Below are 18375 nucleotides of genomic sequence, written 5' to 3' on the forward strand. Positions count from 1 at the left end.
GTTAGCGTGGTCTAAATATCCGTTCGTTAATCGTTGTCTGTTATTATTCCACTTTGGTAATCGGTGCAAACCCCGCAAGCAGACGTTTCACACCCACGGGTGCCGGAAAAGCAATCTGCAGCTCCGTGTCATTCCCGCTGCCTTTAACAGATACAACGGTGCCCGTGCCCCATTTGCCGTGGGAGACCTTGTCACCCGCTTTGTACTCGCCAGCTGCAGCAGCCCCTGCTCCGGTAGCACGTGCGCCTCCGGAGGTCACGGTCACGCTGCTCTTGCTTGCCGCCGCTGACGCCGTGCTTCCGCCGCCTGCCGGCGTAGCTCCGGCGGCTCCGCCACGGCCGCCAAAGTTCCCACGGCCGCCGCTGCCGAAGCCGCGTCCGCCGTAAGCACCGCCTGCCTCCGCGCCTCCGCGCTGGAAGCGGTCTTGAGTCTTAACGGTATCTTCCTTCAGTTCCTCCGGAATCTCCTCTAAGAAGCGGGACGGTTGGTTCGCCGTCGTCCGCCCAAAGAGCGTACGCATCCGCGCACAAGAGAGAAACAGTTGTTTCTCCGCGCGGGTGATCCCCACATACGCAAGCCGGCGTTCCTCTTCCAGCTCGTCGTTGTCCTGGAAGGCACGGCTGTGTGGGAACACGCCTTCTTCCATTCCGACGATAAATACCGTCGGGAACTCCAGACCTTTGGCGCTGTGCATCGTCATTAACACAACCGCATCACTACGATCCTCTTCATCATCGTTCACACTATCGATATCTGCGATAAGTGCAAGATCCGTGAGGAAGGAGACCAGCGACTTGTCTTCATTGTTCTTTTCAAACTCCATCGTCACCGATAAGAACTCATCGATATTCTCTAGCCGCGAGCGTGATTCGAGTGTGTTTTCATTTTGCAGCTCCAAACGGTACTGCGACATTTCCAGTATTTTTTCCGTCAATTCGGTTACAGACAAGAACTCCACCATACGGTGTAGAGCTTCAATCATATCGTAGAACTCTACTAGCATATTCCGCGTCCGTCCAGCAAAGCCCAAATCATCGACCGTTTGCAGTACTCGGAAAATAGAAACACCACGTTCACCAGCCGCAGCTGCCAGCTTGCCAACCGTTGTATCCCCTAATCCACGCTTAGGAACATTAATAATACGCGTCAGGCTGATATCATCATCAGGGTTAGACAATAAACGTAGATATGCCAGCAGATCCTTGATTTCTTTACGATCATAGAACTTGATCCCGCCAACGATTTGATATGGAATATCTGATTTGATCAGAATTTCCTCTATTACCCGTGACTGAGCATTCGTCCGGTACAGAATCGCGTGATTCTGGTAAGCTTGACCTTGTTTCACATTTTTGCTGATTTCTCCGGTTACAAAATACCCTTCGTCATGCTCGGAATCCGCCCGGTACACCTTAATCTTGGCGCCTTCCTCAGAATCGGTCCACAGCTTTTTCGGTTTACGGCCACTATTAAGTGCAATTACCCCATTGGCTGCATTCAGGATATTAGCGGTTGAACGGTAATTCTGTTCTAGCAGAATCGTCTTCGCTTCCGGATAATCCTCTTCAAAATTAAGAATGTTCGTAATATCCGCACCACGCCAGCGATAAATCGACTGGTCACTATCCCCTACCACACAAATGCGGTGGTGGCTGTCTGCCAGCATGCGGCACAACATGTATTGTGCTCTGTTCGTATCCTGATACTCATCCACATGGATGTATTTGAACTTCTTTTGGTAAAAATCCAGAACCTCGGGAACTTCCTTAAATAATTCGATAGTCTTCATAATCAAATCATCAAAATCAAGCGAGTTATTGCTTCTCAAGCGTCTTTGGTACATTTTATAAACCTTGGCAACTAAACCTTCGAAATAATCACCGACTTTTTGCTCATACTGCGCCGGAGTAATCAGTTCATTCTTAGATGCGCTAATTATGGCTTGTACAGCTTTCGGTTCGAATTTTTTCGTATCAATATTCAGTTCCTTCATGCAATTACGAATGACTGATAACTGGTCTGTAGAGTCCAGGATCGAGAAGTTGGAAGTAAACCCAATCCGTTCAATATCCTTCCGCAAGATCCGAACACACATGGAGTGAAAGGTGGATACCCAAATATCTCTTCCCTCAGGTCCAACGAGCTTAGATACACGTTCCTGCATTTCCCTCGCAGCTTTATTCGTAAATGTAATCGCCAAAATCGCCCAAGGCGGCGCCTTTCGATTAGCAATCAGCCAGGCAATTCTGTGAGTCAGCACTCTCGTCTTCCCACTGCCCGCACCAGCCATAATCAAAAGGGGTCCTTCAGTAGTTTCGACAGCCTGCCTTTGTGGAGGATTCAATCGGCTGACCGCGTCTTGTATGTTAATAAGTTGCATGTGTAACATGCTCCTTTCCAAAAATGAAATTACAAATCATAAGTAGTCCATAAGCTAGCCGCTACTCGAACTGCTCTTGCACCGTCTTTTTAACTGCTAATACCGTACGAATTGCCTGCTCTACATCCCGATAAATAATATTGCCGACAACTACTGTATCACATAGAGCTGCTGCCTGCTCGGCCTCTGTCTCACAAGTAATGCCGCCTCCATAAAATAGTTGGGCTTGCTCCACCATCTCACGCACTATACGTACTGTCTCCATCTCCCCAAATCTACCGCTATATTCAAGATAGACTATTGGCAGGGACATCAGCTTGTCCGCAACCTGGGCATACGCAGCCGCCTCTTCAGCATTAATGGTTGTCTCGGCCCCTGTAATCCGCGCAACTGAAGAATCACTGTTCAAAACGACGTAACCTTCCGTTAGCAGCTGATCCCATGGGATCATAAATCCATAACGCTCTATAGCTCGACGATGATGACCTACAATCCAAGCTGGATCGGGTGTATTTAGCACCATAGGAATCATATAAAGATCAAATCCGGGTACAGCAGCTTCAAGTTCGGATACCTCGAGTGCACAGGGCAGCTCAAAACGTCTTACTCTTGATAAGAGATCTACTGTATTCTCATAAGTAACTCCTGTAGAGCCTCCTATCAATATGGCATCCGTGCCGGACAAGCAAACGGCCTCCAAATCCTCATCTGAAATCATACGATCCGGGTCTAACTTAAACACATGCCGCCAAGGTTTGATCATTTGCTGTACTGATTTCATGGGAATCATCCTTAATTGTCATTTGGGCAAGACAAAACACTCCTGCCGCCGCAAAAGATATAGATCTAGTCTATGCCAGCACAGGAGGTGTGTCAATTTAAAGCGAACAAAAATACGAACATTTTTTCGCATAAAAATTTGAGGTCCCCGCAAAATATCAGAATACGCATCTGAGAAAAGCACCACTTTGCGGGGATATATTAGTGGTAATGAGTGGAGAAAGATTTCAGCGTATACCTTTGAGGTCATTCAAATCATTTTCAGGCACAAAATCACTATAAAATCCGTCTACACCCATACGAGATAGCTCTCTAATCTCATCCTCTTCATCCACTGTATGAACGTATACACGAGCTCCGATCTTTTTTAACTGTTTGACAAAACTCTTGGTGGCCCGGCTAACTGGCATCGTAATATCCACACCTGTTTTTTTAACAAACTCAATAACTTGTTCATCCGTATCCTTAGATTGGTACAAGGTGTAAAGCACTTCTGGAAAAGAATACACCTTATTGATCTCATCAAGCATCTGCTGATTGTAGATCTGTGGAACAATCCGCTCCAACAACGCTGGATCCCGACGCCGCGCCGCTTCAGTCAGCAATGTAAATTGCTTCTCTATAAGTTCCGGTTGGATTTCTTTGGTATCCGTAACGATATAAGCATCTGGATAATTCTGCATTAGATCAAGCACCTTCTCAATATCAAGCGGAGAGTATATATTCAGGATAGGGCTGTCCATAAATTCCTCGTAATCTAGTGCCACACCCTGTTTATTAGCAGGGAGAACCTCCAACTGACCTAAAAGCTTGCTCATATTACCTGTCCATTCATGCCGAGCAACCAACTGATCATCCTTCGATAACAAAAAATCAACTTCAAATACGCGAGTTCCCCGTTCATAGTTAGCGACAAAGGCCTCCCAAGCATTGGTATACGTATAGCCGTTAATTCCCCCCATGGCATGTGCAACGATTCTGTGCGCTTCAAAACCGCTCACGGGTTGCTCTTCCTCTTTGTTCAACGTTATTACAAGAATCATTATTAGTGCGACAATCATTACTACGGTTGCAATAATCTTTTTCTTATTCATAGTTGTGAGTTTCCTTTACAAAGTTTAGATTAGAAAATTAATACCCCGCTCTGCCAGTGGCAAAACGGGGTATTATTAAAATTTCACAAATCTAAATAAGTGCAGGTCTCAATATGCGTTTTTGTTAACGAAGCCGTTGCGAATCGTTTTGAAAATAATTCGAATGTCGAACAGTAAGGACCAGTTCTCGATATAGAAAATATCGTGCTTAATCCGTTCCTCAATTGAAGTGTCCCCGCGCAGCCCATTGCTCTGTGCCCAGCCCGTAATTCCTGGACGCACATGGTGCTTCACCATATACTTCGGAATTTCATCACGGAATTGTTCTACATAAAATGGTCGTTCTGGCCGTGGGCCAACTACACTCATATGACCCAGTAACACATTAAAAAATTGCGGAAGCTCATCCAGACTTGTCTTACGGATAAAGGTTCCAAATCGAGTTCTACGCGGATCTTCCCGCGTACTCCAACCTGTATCCTCTTCCCCATCCTGCTGCATCTTCATTGAACGGAACTTATACATCATAAAATTACGCCGATTAAGTCCCACCCGTTCCTGCCGGAATATAATCGGTCCCGGAGAAGTAAGACGTACGCCGAGAGCTACGATCAGCATCACGGGAGATATCATAATAATCGCGAATAGAGAGAACACGATATCAAACAAACGTTTTGCCATCTTATTCCCCGTCATATCCAGTGGAATATCACGAACATTAATCATTGGCATACCTGCAAAGTTATCAAAATAAGGGCGCGCCGGTAAATAATCAAAGAAATCCGGAATAATCAATGTGCGTACCCCTGCTTTTTCACAGGCCGCAATAATCGAAGGATATTTAGAATGCGCATCGAGCGGCAAGGCTAGAATAACCTCGTCCACAGGCAGCATCTCCAGCATTCCGGATAACTGATCAACCGTTCCCAAGATCGGTTTATACCGTTGCTCCTCAATCCCGTCCCAAGTATGGTAATCGTCTAAAAAGCCAATGGCTTCATATCCAAGCTCAGGATATTGTTCCAAATTGTTGTAGAATCTTTTACCAAGAGTACCTGCGCCGATGATAAGTACGAACTGGCGGTTCAATCCTTTTTCGCGCAAAGATTTAAGCATCTTCTTCAACACATAACGATAAAGCATAATGGAAAGAACATTAAACCCCATATAAATAGCCAGATATGTACGGGAGATATCAATTTCTTTCACGAAAAACATTAGACCGAGCAGGATGAAGATGCTCATGATATGCACTTGGAAAATCTTAATAAATTCATCGACAAAACGTTTCTTACGTTTAGGCAAATAAAGCGATAAAAGGATACCAATTAAGACAGCTACTACGCCATAAATCATACTCCAATAAGCGTAAGACTCTACAGGCAGCGTGTTATAGGATTCCATCCATCCGCTCTTGAACTTGATCCACCAAGCCGCTAAAAAGGACAGTTGGATGACAAGAAAGTCAGCAACCATATAGAGCTGTGTCAAAAATTTCTGATTCCGCCGAATCATAATCTCACCTCAGTATTCTTATCGTTACGAGCGCCTGTTTCCGTAGCAGAGCTAAGACTCTGTGCAGGTGATGGAACTGCTTTAGGAAAGATTAGGGCATTCCGCAAAAGGGACAGAGCAAATTTCACACCAACACCAGCATATACTGTTCCATTTATAATACTGTTGTACTTCCTACTATAATGCTTACGATGAAATAAAATCATTGCCCTGTGAAATTCATAGACGATCTTGAATGGTCTACGTCTGGCACTGCCGCCTTTAAGATGTACGATGGAAGTTTTCGGATAATAATAAACCTCCCACCCAGCCTCTTTAATACGATAGCACCAGTCTAAATCCTCACCGTACATAAAAAATTCTTCATCTAATCCGCCGACCTGATCAATCGTCTCCCGCCGCAGCAGCATAAACGCACCCACCAGACAATCTATCGGGTAATCAAGATCAGGGTCCAGATAACCTAACTGGTAACCGTTAAACTTCGGTCGATCTGGAAACAACTTACTGAAACCAAAAGCATAATAGAAGGAAGCTGACGGTGTAGGAAATCCACGCTTACATGCTTTATCCAGCGACCCATCTGGCAAAATAATCTTACATCCTGACGCCCCAACATCGGACCGAACATCCATAAAGGAGATCATCGTCTCCAGCGTATCCCTGCGTACCACCGTATCTGAATTGAGTAATAGTACATACCGTCCTGATGAAGCTTCCATCCCCTGGTTATTTGCACGGGCAAAACCGACATTGTCGTTATTTGCAATCAACATGACACTTGGAAACTCTCTACCAATCATCTCTACCGAATCATCATGGGAATTGTTGTCTATCAAAATAATCTCATAGGAATAGTTCGTTTCTGAGTCATATACCGACCTGATACAGTCCATCGTCAGGCGACACGTGTTGTAATTGACAATAAGTATGCTTACATCTACATTCACTGCGTAACGCTCCTGACAAATATAGTAATCTACCGACAATTATTATAACATAAAACCTCCCTGAGAGGAGATGACCTTTCAGGGAGGTTTTACCAGATACTGTTTAATTTACGGGTTTCTTTCGCTCTTTTACAATGGTCTGTATATATTTTCGTTTCTTTTTCAACGCTGGGAGCTGAGTGAAAAAGGATTTCCACGCTACGATTAACTTTGGCTCTCTCAGAAGCATATAACCATGAGCGGCAATTTCATAGGGAAGAGATATCAAGATTGTTTTCAGCATAGTTCGAGCCGATTCATTCTTGTAGATCATTTTGTAGCGATTAATGTAAGATATTCGCCGGATGAACATCGGTTTGGTACTGCGGCCAGACGTTTTCCACCCACGTTCATGATACCCAATTGCTTCAGCATCATAATACCCCTGCCAGCCGAATAACTCCGCCCTCCAAGCCACATCCACATCTTCCTTATAGGCAAAAAAATCTGCATCAAAAAACTCCCCATCAACACTAACGTCTTCAATCATCCGCCGAGTATACATCGCCGCTGCCCCAGATACACCAAATACTGTCCCCGATTGTGTCCATAGTTCTGCTGGCTCCCCCGCACCGCGATCAAATGCACGACGTGTCTTGTTCATCCGAAGACCAGTGCTATCCACTAATTCGTGATCAGCCTTTAACAAAAGCTTTCCTGTGGCGCTGCCGATTTGCGGGTTAGCCTCCATCCGTGCGATCAATCTGGAAATATAATCTGAGGCCAGCGTCAAATCTGGATTGAGGACAAGCACATAATCTGCTTCTGTAGCAGCTATAGCTTGGTTATGAGCTGGGGCGAAGCCTTTATTTTTTTCATTTTGGATAAATAGCAGGCTCGTGGGCGCTTCCATGTTAGCTTGTGAATTGAACAGATCTAAATCCTCTAGTGAATTACTTGAAAAAGCCCCTTTATCGATCGCGTTTAAAAATGTGTTCACTTTTTCTGCACAATCGTCCGAAGACGCATTGTCTACAACAACAATTTTCTCAATAGGATAATCCTGTGCCATTACTGCCTCTAAGCAATCTTTAATGTCATCCGTACTGTTGTAGGTGACGATATGTACACTAACTGTTTTGTTATTCATGAGTATCCTCGACTTTGTAATTTCTAATTAACTACCTGCTTCCTTCTTATTATAACGAAAGAACACAAAAAACTCCCGCATCGTTATAAACGATTTGGGAGTTTCAATTGGTGTTATTCTATTCTTTTAGCTCTAAGAGGAAATCTCTCAAGCCTTCACGCCAAGGCCGAATGTCCTCAAAACCATTCGTACGTATAGACAGATGCTCCATCACCGAATTCCGAGGACGTGGTGCAGGTCTCGGAAACTGTTCCGTGGCACACGGTTCAAGCGTAGCAGTGAATTTGAAACCCAAAATATCCTCTGCCTCTACAAAGATCGCCTGTGTAAATTCAAACCAGGTACAAGAGTCGCTATTTGACGCATGGTATACACCATACTTCTCAGTTTGAACAAGCTCAAGCAAGAATCGAGCTAAATCGACTGTATAAGTAGGCGAACCTTTTTGGTCATCGACAACTTGAAGCATTGGCTTTTCTTGACCAAGCTTTAGCATTGTTTTGACAAAGTTATTCCCGTATTTGCCGTACACCCATGATGTTCGTACGATGAAATACTTAGAGGAGAGGGATTGAACGAGTACCTCACCCGCACGTTTCGATTTGCCATATATACTCTTCGGGTCTGTATTATCATATTCATGGTAAGGCTGTGCTCCCATACCATCAAACACATAATCCGTGCTAATATACACCAGCTTGGCTCCAGCTTTTTCAGAAGCTAGCGCTACATTTCGGCTGCCAGTAGCATTAATTAAATAAGCTGCATCAATATCACTTTCTGCCGCATCTACTGCCGTATGAGCAGCACAGTGAATAACCGCATCCGGTCCAAAACCGCCAATAACTTGGATACACTGATCCAGATCAGTAATATCCATCTCCTGACGATCGCAGGCCAACACTTCGTGAGCTTGATGCTGGAGCAGTAAAACTACGTCCTGACCTAGTTGTCCGGCCGCACCTGTAACAAGTACCTTCATAGCTATTTTACCCCCGTATCAAAATTACAATGAGTCACCTAAACGATCACCATATTGCTGTTCAGCATATTTTTGGTATTCCCCAGATTGAATACGGGTCCACCACTCGCGGTTATTGAGATACCATTGGATAGTTTCTTTAATACCTGTTTCAAACGTATGTTTCGGTTTCCATCCCAGTTCATTCATAATCTTAGTTGGATCAATCCCATAACGGCGATCATGACCAGGACGGTCTTGAACATAAGCAATCAAAGAATCAGGCTTGCCTAGTTCCTGCAATACCGTGTTTACAATATGCACATTCGTACGTTCATTATTACCACCAATGTTGTAGACTTCGCCGTTCACACCCTTGTGAATAACCAGATCAATCGCGCTGCAATGATCCTCAACATACAACCAGTCGCGGATATTCATTCCATCGCCATAAACGGGCAACGCTTGATCAGCAAGTGCGCGGGAGATCATCAGCGGAATAAGCTTTTCCGGGAATTGGTACGGGCCATAATTGTTTGAGCAGCGGGTAATATTCACTGGCAGTCCAAACGTTTCGTGATATGCACGTACTAGCAAGTCTCCGCCTGCTTTGCTTGCTGAATATGGACTGTTAGGAGCCAAAGGAGTTTCTTCGGTGAATAATCCAGTCGCACCCAGTGATCCATATACCTCATCCGTAGATACTTGAACAAACTTAGTGATACTGTATTTTTTCGCCGCATCCAAAAGTACTTGTGTTCCAAGTACGTTCGTCTTCACAAACACTTCCGGCTCTAAAATACTCCGATCCACATGCGACTCCGCCGCGAAATTAACAACGACATCCACACCCTGGCTAATCAGTTCATCCATCGCAGTAACATCTGTAATGTCGGCCTTCACGAAAGTGTAATTAGGATTATTCTCAATTGCTTTCAGATTCTCTAGATTACCTGCATACGTCAATGCATCCACGTTGACGATCTGGTAATCAGGATGTTGTTGCAGCATGTATAATACAAAGTTGCTGCCGATAAATCCGGCTCCGCCGGTGATGAGGAGTTTCATGTGGTTACCACCTTTTTAGATTTGTTTAATAATTTGTATGATTATTCTAACACGCAGAAAGGATTAATTATTAATTCATTGTAAAAGTATTTAAAAAAATAAACTCTACACCCCACCAACACACGTGTCACCCATTCATGATATGTCGATTACTATTTCAAGAGAATATTTATTATATATAGACCGAAATTTTGAATTACATGCATAAACCAAAGACGATCAATGACCTCCATAGGATTGATGTTGACACGTTTTTACGCGGGTGTGAAGAGCTTTTTAGTAAAACACATTGTGGACAATATCACTTTTTAGCCATTTCCATAGCCCTTCAACTAAGTTGAGCTCCATAGAATACTTCGGCAGGAGCACAAACTGTAGCCAAGTATCTTTTGCAAATAGGCCTGCTCTTTTGTGGCGTGTTGAATTCGGCTATTATCTAGGAGCATCACAATTCCCCCTCAGGATAGGCCCGTTGGACTGCATCAAGAAATAGGAGGAGTGCCGGGGCGTCATATCGTTCGCCATTACGGTAAAGGACTTGCCCAGTCTCATAGTTTAGGATCCAAACAGTTTGGCTCCGTTATGGCAGCCATAGTCGGTACTTTCGCTGCCGGCCTACCGAAACTAGATGTACTTCAGGGATTGGTACGCCTGAATCAATATTTGAGCTTTTAGCATTAATGATATATATAAGATAATTTCAGAAATGATTGTAGTTCTGTATTTATTTCTTCATATTATTTGTTTATGATGTTCGATATCGATTTGCAACATATAGTTATATATATTGAACTCAAAATTAAAATATAAAAATCATCTTCATGAGGTGAAAAATAGTATAGAAGCAAATACGGGGATTGAAATAAATTACGAAAACGAGATTGAACAACTGACAATGGTAACGAAAGACACAGAAAACGCCAACATGTACGAAAGAGATTTAGCAGTCCGTTTACATTTAAAAGGCCAGAAGTTAATCTAAATTGCAGATATTTTCGAAAGTTTTCTCGTACATTTAGTGGGTACTCAAATGATTATTGCAAGCACGTACTTTCAGTCCTAAAATTTGGCCAATATCCCAAAGACATCCAAAACGTTCCGACGACCAAAAAGAACGACTCAAGGTAACGATTGCAAAGAAAGGACCTGTGGGAATCTTGGATTCGAACTCAGACACACTTAGACCTTGAAAATCTTATTTACATCATCTACTCTCATGTCACTGCCTTCACATAACTGATCAATCATTATCCTCTTGAAACGATTAACTACTGCTGTTTCGAGTATGAAGTTCTCAAGTTCAATCTATGTTCCATTCGATACCGATGGACAAACGCAGCAGTAAACGATCGACATAATTACACTAACCGCTTCCATAGCCAGCATCAATCCACCCGTTCATAAAAAGGCATTCCCATTGAATGTAACAGCCATTGAATGTCGGGTAGATAATCACCTACTGAATCGCCTCTTAGCCACAATCCTGATTTTCAGAGTAAGTTTCATGCAAAAGCCCAGTAACGATTTAAAGTGAAATTAGAGATAGGTACAACAATAATAACGATAACCTGAGCCCAAATATACCAAACTTCCAACAAGTTAACTAACAGGAACATAATTAAAAGGTTAATGCCAAGACCAGATAATGATACGATTACGTATTTGTAAAAAAATGATTTCTTTTTCTCCAACTGAAAAGTCCATTTTAAATTAATATAATACGAAACAATTAGTGATGCAATAAAACCTGCTGATGAACCTATTAGAGGTTGAAACCCTTCTTTTTCAACCAAAAATACCAATATTGAAGTATGAAGAATTGTTCCAATAGCACCAACTAATGCATATTTAATAAATTGTCTCATGATTTCTATTCTTGCAATCCTCACAGAATCACTCCATTTTTCTTTCATTTTCAAATTGTTTTAATTCATTTTTCAAGAGCCCCACTTCTTGGGAAAGTTGGCGTATTTTTATAGAACTCTTAGATATTTCAGATGTCAAATTATAAAGTATCATTAAGCAAGTCATTATTCCGAATAGAAACAGTGTATTCACAGGAGTTTCGATTGAAAGCAATTTCGAAACGAAAAGAACAATATTAGGAAATATGGCGATGAGTATATTAATAACCGTCATACCAATCCAGAGAATGGTGTATTTTAACTCTATTTTATAAGCTTTGATTCTTACTATAAAAGAAACAAATATTAAAATGCTGAGTACAATTAGGATGAGTTGCAAATTAAATGGAATCATATGTCATCTCCTAGTAATTCTAAGCTCTCTATTAATTCCTTTTTTCTGAATCGATCAATAAGAATTGCTAATGAAACTTTTATAACGTAATAGATTGACCTCATTAAGTTTATAGAAGATGAGCCAAATTGTCTTTCTGACATAATCACCGGCACTTCAAGTATTCTATAATTTTGTCTCAATAGAGCAACTATAGATTCTGGTTCAGGATAATCTGTTGGATAATAATTAGCAAAGTAATTCATAACCTTCAAGTTACACGCCCTAAACCCTGAGGTTGGATCGGTTATTTTCATTCCTGTAAGTAATCTAATCAGCGAACTAAAGTATTTAATTCCGATTCTCCTCACGACACTTGATTGAAACCCTTCTTTCTCAATATATCTTGATCCAATTATCATATCGGCTTCTCCATTTAAAACAGGAGTTATTATCTGTAGTAGATAATTTGGATCGTGTTGACCATCCCCATCTACCTGTACAGCAACATCATATCCATTTCTAACACCGTACGTGTATCCAGTTTGCACAGCACCACCAATACCTAGATTACATGGTAGATCGATATAATTAACTTTTAGTTCACTTAGAATTTTCAGAGTATTATCAGTAGACTTATCATTGATAACAATGACATCAACATTAAGTTTATTTAATTCAAACACTAACTTCCTTATATTACCTTCTTCATTGAAAGCGGGAATTATCACTAACACTTTCATTTCTATCTTTCACCTCACTATATTTTCTTAAGTACCGACTAACATTTCAGATATTAGTAATATGAAGTGCGCCAACTAAAAGATATAAGGTCCATGCAAATATTCTCAGGGCATGTCTTGCCAGAACATCGGTTAGGGAACTGGTCGTCATCCTTCTACAACGCACGATAATTGAGTTGTGGCCGGCCGCCCTCATTAAAGAGTACATGACGGCCTACACACTCGAAGAAACGCATCAGGAGCACTGAGTACGAAGCGTCTCCGCTGAAAGTCACCTCACGAATCCTTTATGGATGATCTATCGTACTTAGTTTGACATCACTTCATTTAATAATATCTCAGTAATTGATACGATAAATTGACCACGGATCTACACTGTCTTTATATAATAAGGTTACTTCACCTTTATCAATAATACTTTGTGGGATAGGAATCATTGTGAATATATATTTAATTTTTAAGTCCCTAGCAGTTTCAATTGGAGTATAAATGATACGATTAGTACCATTTACCTCTAGGCTCCTTTCATGATCTATAAGTGAAAATTCTAAATCGCCATCAGTTAAGCGCATATCAATATGAGCAAATTGATTCCAAAGATTGATATGTTCATGTTTTTTATCAATGATGCTCATCATTTCCCAATCCGGATAGTAATATGTTCCAGTTGTCCTTGCTACTCCTTGTGCCGTTACAAGATTCGATATAGTGGGACTACCACTAACCATCCATCGGCCAGCATCCACTGAATTGATTTTTCGTATTTGCTCCATGGTAGTCTTCTCGAACATAGAATCGGTTCCTTTGGTAATAGGATTTACCATAATTGTAGAACAAACTGAAAGAAGTAAATACAAAACAATAAAAGATTGTACAGAGTTATAATTACCCTTCATTAGCAAAAATCCCATATATGAGAGTAAGACAACTACTAAAATCATCAATATAGTACCGATAGAAAATGACTTGAAATAACTAAAAATATTTATGCTATTTGTCATTATGCAAAGTGTTAGAAAGCATATAACGCTAGATAAAATAAGTGGCATTCTCCCTGTGAATAAATTTTCCCGTTTGTCCTCCAAATGAGCAAGAAGACATACAATTAATAAAGTGAAACTGTAGCCATAAGCATATGTGATCCTAACAGGATACGTAAAACTTAATAAAGTTATCTTGTTGAAGAATGGCACTTCAGGAATCCACGAGACGAGCATTAAAAATAAAGAAACACTCAATAACAGGGACATTAATAGAGACTTCTTTTTATTTTTGAATATTAGGGTTGTAGCAACTATAATAACGAATGGAGTAAAAGTGAAAAATTGGCTAATCTCACTCGCATTTAAAAAATCCGGTTGTTTAATACTTGCAGTAAAAATATTTACAAACTGATATAATTCAAAGTCCCAAGGAAGCTTAATCCATGGTCTATCAGAACCAGGGTATACCGTATTCATAATAACATGCAAAGCAGGTTTTGAATTTGAATAAAAATGATATAAAACCAGTGCGATTGGTATAAGCATCACTGCATATTGTAGTAATCGAGAAAAGGCGAACGGTTTATTCTTTTTATTTTCAATTAATACATATATGAAAAGCATCAAAAACACATAACCCAAAGGAACCTGAGTTGCAGGATACATAGTCAATATATAAACTAAAGCGAATAAAGCTAGTCCGGATAAACTGATAAATTTACCAAATAACTTTTTAGAATTTAAGTACTTATTAAATAAAACTATTGCAAATTGCCCACTCATAAGCATAAGCATTAGTGCTTGTGATAGCCACCATTGGACCGGCGGAGCAAATGTAATAACAATTGCAGTAATGATTCCAAACCGTTGTTTTTTTGTGAGAAGAACTCCCATTTCATATGATGCCATGAATAATAGAATTAACCGCAATGTCCAATAGAAAGAAAATGCATAATCATTAGGCATTACCATAAATCCCCAAAGATCAGGTCGAGCGATTACAGTTATGTCTTTAACTGGTGCAAATGCAGAAATAACCATGTCAGTACCAGCAAAACTCAAGTTTTTATTGAAGTACTGTAGTGTGGGATTTGCATTTGTCTGGGCAAAGTAATAGGGTTTCTCTGTGGCCCATTCATCACCTCTGATTCCTTGGGGATTGCCTAGTAATGTGCTTTGTTGATAGCTTGGAGTATTGCCTTGTAGCATTCCATCATAAAACCCTAATGATGATCCGGTGAATTTTCCTAACACCATAAGAATTAGCAAGATAAATGCCAAAACATATCGATACTTATGTGCTTTAGATTTTCCTAAACTAACTATTAATCCTATAATGAAAATAAATGATGAAAAGAAGTATATTCGATCAAATGAGAAAACGTAAGAATTTAGAAAATAACGATGAGCAGTGTCGAAGTTAAAGAACCCTGATACTTTTGCGATACTTCGTAATATAACAACATCCAATATAACCGCTGATATGATCGAAATACATATAATTATAATTAAATTAAATGCATTTTTTAAAAAAGTATTTTTGATTACAAACTTCTCTTTAATTGTTTTATAGTAAATCGGCAATTTTGGTAAACTACGAAATATCAAGAGCAATTTATTAATAAACAATATGAATAAGGCTATACAAGCTATAAAAAGCTCTTTGATTAAGAATGAATTTTTGAACTTTATTGGTAAATTTGAATATGTGTCTGTAGAGTAAATATGACCATCAGGACCAGAACTAGCGATATTAACGGTTCCGTCTTCAAAAGAATATTGAGAAATATCGTTTTTAAATTTAAATTTATCCAAAAACACTTTTCCACTAATAACATATTCATATAGAGGAGATTTTTGAATAGACAAAGAATATATCTTAAAATTTCCTGATGTATCACCAAAATCAATTCGCAGCTTATTAGAATTAACTATATCTAATGGAAATTTCACATTTTGCACCTTGCTACTTTTCACAAAATACTCTTGAGACATATGGGAATCATCAAAGGGATAATCGGGGTGACCATTATCATAAAAAAAACTAATTTTAGAATCATTTTCACTGTAAATGGATAAATTCACTGATTGTCTAAAGGATGTGAATATAGCAACATTCATTAGCACTATTAATATAATAAACAAAATAACTTTTTTGTGCGTTTTAGTTATATATTTCATAAATTCTCCTGTGTTATATATTGTTTGCGTTCTTGATAACGCGCTTTAGTATAGCAAGAGTAATTTCAAAAAACTATCGAGCTCCCTGGTTCACATCTCAGAATGACAATGTTGTTTGTTGCCCTGTCTCCGGCTGATCATAAGCACAACCCATTGTCGCCATCCTCGGATGAGCACATGTAAAAAAACCTTTAGTATCTTTGAGCTACAATGTGTAGATTGTTCTACCCATACTCTCGTTCGTCTGAACCCTTCCATTTACGTAAAAAAGCAGACTAAACCAACCCAACCCACGTGAATATATCCGGCATAATACATGGAATAAGGAGTTACCTCGGGTTTTATAATTGTTACGTTACGCCGAAGAAACTCCTTATAATATGCATTCAGCTACTTTGAAGATCTAATATCATTTAGCAATTTTCCGAATCAACTTTTTCAAGAAAGCACCAAAGCCTTCTGAACGTATAATACTTATTGCTTTCGATGATAATGATTTGTATTTTTTAAAATTAACATTTAAATTCAATTTACTATTAAAAAAATCATTACTCATTTCAAAAGGATTTTCAATACTAAACATCAAATCATAGTCTTTACGATAATCCATTCTTACCAAATCATTTATTTTCTCGCCTGACTTATAATATGCATAAGTCCATTTTGTTTTAGAGATATTATCAGAATTATTTAAATTGTGATAATATGCATATTTATCATACAAATCTTTGAAGGGGTGAGGCCCTTTAGGAAGCCAATCATTCATGCATTTTTCAGCAGAACTACCAAATCCTGAGTAGTGTATAAATCTTAGGGGGTCCCCTTTTACATAATATTGTCCACTTTGTTCAGTCATATCACAATTCAATAGTGACCACGGCGCAAAATCATATCCATGATGTTTAAATATTTCCACATCAAAAAAACACGGTGCCAAATCAATCCACTTTTGATCAGTAAAAATTCCTCTCGCAATGTCATCATAGCAAAATAAGTATAATCTCTCTGCCCACCAGTTTATGAAGCTTTGGGCCTCTTCACTTCTGTTTACAGCAAGAAATCCTAAGTTATAAACACCATGAGATGTGCTAGAGAGTTCCATATCAATATTACCTGGCTGAAGCAAATGCGGACAAAGTACTATTGGTCGAGTTATCAATAGCTGCTTAAGTTCAATAAAATCTGAATACACATATATATCTGGATCTAAATAAATAAATTGAGTCTCATCCTCGTAGTTAGCATAAAGATATTTGAAAAATTGGCCTTTGACAGCTGTAGAAGCTTCAACAATAGTATGTTTAAATATAAATCGATTGAAATTTCCTTCCCAAGCATCCTTCGATAGTACGATATCATCAAAATACTCGTAATTGAATTCAGGAAGCATCTCTTGTTCAGTTAGACATATGATAAACTTACAATTTGGTATATTATCCTTTACTGACTTTGCCAATGTACGGGCTTTATGCAAATAATTTGCACAAATAGAAGTGAATATGATCATCGTTTACCTCTTCATGATATATTTTTTTATTATTAACTTTAATAATGGTATGCTTTTTAATTTATCTAATATAGCTATGCCCTCTTGAAGAGCTCGATTAAGAAATATTTGCTCTATCAAAGCATCCCTTAGTATAACTGCGTACTCATTAGTATACTGTTCATAAAGTTTAGGATGTTGGTTATAAATTGAACGATAGGTCTGTTTAACAATTTCCGCGTTAGACATAAACTCTGTGGTCCGCGATTTAGGTTTAATTCGGTAGTTAAACAGTACCTCTGGAATTTGATAGATTTCTTTGTCTAGTTCTATAATGGAAAGCCAAAAATCATAATCTTCCATACCATGATACATGGTGGTTTTAAAACCCCCAACTTTTTCCCAATCTTCTTTGTAAAAGAGCGATGTTACAAACACAACATTATCAAGCAGCATTGCATCTAGTGAGTAGTTCGGAAGACTCCATCTCCCAGTTCTATCACCAAATAAATCAGCATAGCAGTAAACCACACCAATTTTCTTATTTGATTCTATAATTTTGACAGCTTTCTCGATGTAGGTTGGTTCGATGATATCATCAGCATCAACTGGCATTATATATTTACCAGTAGCATGAGCTATACCTGTATTTCTTGCAGCTGCAGGTCTGGTATTATCAGTTCTCAACAAAATAATATCAGTATTATTGAACTTATTCAGTGTAATAATTGTATTAGGGTCCGTCGAACCATCATCAATTATTATAAGTTCAATATTGTTATAAGTTTGTGAACGTATTGAATTTATTGCCTGTTCAATATATTCACCGTCGTTATAACAAGGCATAATTACACTGACTTTACTCAA

The 18375-nt window shown here is 39.5% G+C and carries 15 protein-coding genes and 1 pseudogene; 1 reads left to right on the plus strand and 15 read right to left on the minus strand.

The genetic code is table 11. The features are described from left to right. Positions 1-43 precede the first annotated feature (43 nt). The 9 genes and pseudogenes from pcrA to MKZ09_RS34560 form a co-directional block, all read right to left on the minus strand. The gene (gene pcrA / locus MKZ09_RS30745) at positions 44-2380 is read right to left on the minus strand and encodes a DNA helicase PcrA (RefSeq protein ID WP_076205808.1); all 2337 of its coding nucleotides are present in this window, start codon (positions 2378-2380) and stop codon (positions 44-46) included. 61 nt (positions 2381-2441) lie between these two features. Then, the gene (locus MKZ09_RS30750) at positions 2442-3161 is read right to left on the minus strand and encodes a heptaprenylglyceryl phosphate synthase (RefSeq protein WP_143767334.1); all 720 of its coding nucleotides are present in this window, start codon (positions 3159-3161) and stop codon (positions 2442-2444) included. 226 nt (positions 3162-3387) lie between these two features. Beyond that, complete coding sequence (locus tag MKZ09_RS30755; protein WP_076205802.1) at positions 3388-4254, minus strand: phosphatidylinositol-specific phospholipase C/glycerophosphodiester phosphodiesterase family protein; 867 nt, start codon at positions 4252-4254, stop codon at positions 3388-3390. Between the two features lie 108 nt (positions 4255-4362). Then, complete coding sequence (locus MKZ09_RS30760; protein WP_076205799.1) at positions 4363-5769, minus strand: undecaprenyl-phosphate glucose phosphotransferase; 1407 nt, start codon at positions 5767-5769, stop codon at positions 4363-4365. Further along, positions 5766-6665, minus strand: a complete 900-nt coding sequence (locus tag MKZ09_RS30765; RefSeq protein ID WP_370511178.1) for a glycosyltransferase family 2 protein — start codon at positions 6663-6665, stop codon at positions 5766-5768. Before MKZ09_RS30765 ends, MKZ09_RS30760 begins: the two co-directional genes overlap by 4 nt. Positions 6666-6822: 157 nt before the next feature. Next, positions 6823-7848, minus strand: a complete 1026-nt coding sequence (locus MKZ09_RS30770) for a glycosyltransferase family 2 protein (RefSeq protein WP_076205794.1) — start codon at positions 7846-7848, stop codon at positions 6823-6825. Between the two features lie 118 nt (positions 7849-7966). Beyond that, positions 7967-8830 carry a dTDP-4-dehydrorhamnose reductase gene (gene rfbD / locus MKZ09_RS30775; protein WP_076205791.1) on the minus strand — a complete coding sequence of 288 codons (864 nt, stop codon included), beginning with the start codon at positions 8828-8830 and terminating at the stop codon, positions 7967-7969. Between the two features lie 24 nt (positions 8831-8854). After that, positions 8855-9877: a dTDP-glucose 4,6-dehydratase gene (gene rfbB / locus MKZ09_RS30780; protein ID WP_076205788.1), complete on the minus strand. Its 1023-nt coding sequence runs from the start codon at positions 9875-9877 to the stop codon at positions 8855-8857. Between the two features lie 276 nt (positions 9878-10153). Beyond that, positions 10154-10255, minus strand: a pseudogene (locus tag MKZ09_RS34560) (transposase); the annotation flags it as partial. Positions 10256-10375: 120 nt separating this feature from the next. Here MKZ09_RS34560 and MKZ09_RS30785 point away from each other — a divergent pair. Beyond that, positions 10376-10552, plus strand: coding sequence for a hypothetical protein (locus MKZ09_RS30785; RefSeq protein WP_179089576.1), 177 nt, complete (start codon positions 10376-10378; stop codon positions 10550-10552). Between the two features lie 827 nt (positions 10553-11379). Here the strand turns inward: MKZ09_RS30785 and MKZ09_RS30790 are convergent. From MKZ09_RS30790 to MKZ09_RS30815, 6 genes are all read right to left on the minus strand, one after another. Continuing rightward, positions 11380-11766 (minus strand): GtrA family protein, encoded by a 387-nt coding sequence (locus MKZ09_RS30790; protein ID WP_341041664.1) that lies wholly within the window; start codon positions 11764-11766, stop codon positions 11380-11382. Positions 11767-11770: 4 nt separating this feature from the next. Next, positions 11771-12136, minus strand: a complete 366-nt coding sequence (locus tag MKZ09_RS30795; protein ID WP_076205782.1) for a DUF2304 domain-containing protein — start codon at positions 12134-12136, stop codon at positions 11771-11773. Continuing rightward, positions 12133-12858: a glycosyltransferase family 2 protein gene (locus MKZ09_RS30800; protein ID WP_076205780.1), complete on the minus strand. Its 726-nt coding sequence runs from the start codon at positions 12856-12858 to the stop codon at positions 12133-12135. The genes MKZ09_RS30795 and MKZ09_RS30800 overlap by 4 nt, the downstream gene beginning before the upstream one ends. 338 nt (positions 12859-13196) lie before the next feature. Continuing rightward, positions 13197-16022 carry a DUF7657 domain-containing protein gene (locus tag MKZ09_RS30805; protein WP_076205777.1) on the minus strand — a complete coding sequence of 942 codons (2826 nt, stop codon included), beginning with the start codon at positions 16020-16022 and terminating at the stop codon, positions 13197-13199. A gap of 409 nt (positions 16023-16431) precedes the next feature. Next, entirely contained in the window at positions 16432-17529 is a 1098-nt protein-coding gene (locus MKZ09_RS30810; protein WP_076205773.1) for a hypothetical protein, read from the minus strand. 3 nt (positions 17530-17532) lie between these two features. Continuing rightward, positions 17533-18375 carry a glycosyltransferase gene (locus MKZ09_RS30815; protein WP_081394293.1) on the minus strand — a complete coding sequence of 281 codons (843 nt, stop codon included), beginning with the start codon at positions 18373-18375 and terminating at the stop codon, positions 17533-17535.

Source organism: Paenibacillus sp. FSL R5-0908, from assembly GCF_038006245.1.
Lineage (GTDB): Bacteria > Bacillota > Bacilli > Paenibacillales > Paenibacillaceae > Paenibacillus_AQ > Paenibacillus_AQ odorifer.